This is a genomic window from Treponema sp. R6D11 (genome assembly GCF_054786075.1).
This window is the reverse complement of the sequence record NZ_BDHD01000251.1, coordinates 1-2,133: the sequence shown is the minus strand read 5'-3', so window position 1 is coordinate 2,133 and position 2,133 is coordinate 1. Positions and strand designations below refer to the sequence as shown.

The following is a 2,133-nucleotide window of genomic DNA, read 5'->3' as shown; positions in this document are numbered from 1 at the left end:
GTCCAGAACAAGGCCGATTATATAAATGCCGTAACACGGCGGGGTATTGTACATTGAACCTTCGCCCGCGTGGGTGTCGTAACGGAGCATTACTGGCGTCCACGCCGGAGCGTGGCCGATTAAATCTTCACGTATGATAACGAGCGTAGTTCCCGCCGGCCCAAGGTTTTTCTGCGCCCCGGCGTAAATGATGCCGTACTTGCTCACGTCAAAAGGCTCGGAAAGAATGTTGCTTGAAGCGTCCGAAACCAGAGGGACGGAGCCGGTATCGGGGGTTTTATCCCACTTTGTCCCGACAATCGTGTTGTTTTGGGTAATGTGATAATAAGCCGCGTCCGCTGACGGCGCGGGAGCGTCGGGAATGTAGGTGTAGGCCTTGTCCTTAGAGCTTGCCAGCACTTTTACGGAGGCGTACTTTCCGGCTTCTTTTATCGCCTTGTCCGACCAAATGCCCGTATCAATATAGTCCGCGGTCTTTCCCTTGCCGGGAGCGTCTCCCGCGGCGAGATTAAGCGGAACCATGGCGAATTGAAGGGAAGCGCCGCCCTGTAAAAACAAAACCTTATAATTTGAAGGGATACACATAAGCTCCCGTAATAAAGCTTCGGTCTTTTCAATAATGGGTTTAAAGTCCTTTGAACGGTGGATAAAAGATACCGCAGTCTAATGAACATTCCCTTTGTTCCGAAGGAAAAAGACGAGGCGAAAAAGACCGAAATAGAAACCCGCTTTGTAAAAGAAGCGGCCGCTAAAGGCCTTATAAACCTCGCCGGACATCGTCTGGTCGGAGGCATGAGGGCGAGCATCTACAACGCGATGCCCATCGAAGGGGTAAAAGCGCTGATAGATTTCATGAAGAAATTTGAAGGTTAAAAGGTATAAATATGTTTCGTATTCAGACATTAAACAAAATTTCCCCGCTTGGATTGGATCTTTTCCCGAGGGACAAGTATGAAGTCGCAAGCGACATCCCAAACCCCGACGCTATTTTGGTGCGCAGCGCGGAAATGAACAACACGGAGATCCCTTCTTCCGTTCAGGCGATAGCCAGAGCGGGGGCGGGGTACAACAATATTCCCGTTGCCAAATGCACCGAGGGCGGGGTAGTGGTTTTTAACACGCCGGGCGCGAACGCCAACGCCGTAAAAGAGCTTACAATCGCGTCCATGCTTATTTCTTCGCGCGACATTATAGGCGGGGTTAACTGGATTTCTTCGGTAGCTGGCAAGAGCGATATCGCGGAGCTTGTTGGAAAGGAAAAATCAAAATTTACTGGCCCTGAAATAAAGGGCAAGGTTCTGGGCGTGATCGGGCTTGGCGCGATAGGCGTAATGGTCGCCAACGACGCCGTCGCCCTCGGCATGGAAGTTATCGGCTATGACCCGTACATTTCCGTAGACGCCGCATGGAACCTGTCGAGCGATGTTTCCCGCGCCGACACTCTGGAAGGCCTGCTCGCGAAAGCCGATTATATCACATTACATATACCGCAGAGCGAAACGACCAAAGGCCTTATAGACGCGGAAAAATTGCGCATGATGAAAAAAGAGGCGCGCATAGTGAACCTTTCCCGCGCGGGGCTTGTAAAAGACAAGGATATTATCGAAGCGCTGGAAGCTGGAAAAATAAGCGCCTATGTTACGGACTTTCCCACGCCGGATTTGTCCAAATGCAAAAAGGTTATCAGCATTCCGCATCTTGGGGCGTCCACTCCGGAAGCGGAAGACAACTGCGCGGTTATGGCGGTTAAGCAGATAATGAATTATCTGGAAGGCGGGGCAATCCGCAATTCGGTAAATTTTCCGCACTGCAAACTTGATCAGCGCGCACCGTTCAGACTGCATGCGATCAATAAAAACATTCCCAACATGGTGGGGCAGATCACGACCATTCTTGCGGGGGCCAGCATTAATATCGCCGACTTGATTAACCACCACCGCGATGAGTACGCCTATAATATTATAGACACGGAGCAAAAAATTTCCGATTCCGTGCTGGAGCAGATTCGAAAGGTAAATGGAATTATCAGAGTTAGAACAATCGCAAAGTGAACATTTTGAAGAGCCGCAGAAATTATTTCCACGGCGGATGAATTTTCGAAATGTTAGAATGGAAATTATAATCCCTCTGTAT

Annotated in this window: 2 protein-coding genes and 1 pseudogene; 2 read left to right on the top strand and 1 reads right to left on the bottom strand. The window is 49.9% G+C overall.

All coding sequences use genetic code 11. The features are described from left to right. Positions 1-618, bottom strand: a 618-nt coding sequence (gene serC / locus ACYVTD_RS11905; protein ID WP_461247981.1) for a 3-phosphoserine/phosphohydroxythreonine transaminase, incomplete at its 3' end; no start/stop codon positions are given. A gap of 24 nt (positions 619-642) precedes the next feature. Between serC and ACYVTD_RS11900 the strand changes: the two are divergent. Together ACYVTD_RS11900 and ACYVTD_RS11895 are read left to right on the top strand one after the other, a co-directional pair. Further along, a pseudogene (locus ACYVTD_RS11900) lies at positions 643-873 on the top strand (3-phosphoserine/phosphohydroxythreonine aminotransferase); the annotation flags it as partial. An 11-nt stretch (positions 874-884) separates the two neighbouring features. After that, positions 885-2,051, top strand: coding sequence for a phosphoglycerate dehydrogenase (locus ACYVTD_RS11895; protein WP_461247980.1), 1,167 nt, complete (start codon positions 885-887; stop codon positions 2,049-2,051). The last annotated feature ends 82 nt before the right edge of the window (positions 2,052-2,133 follow it).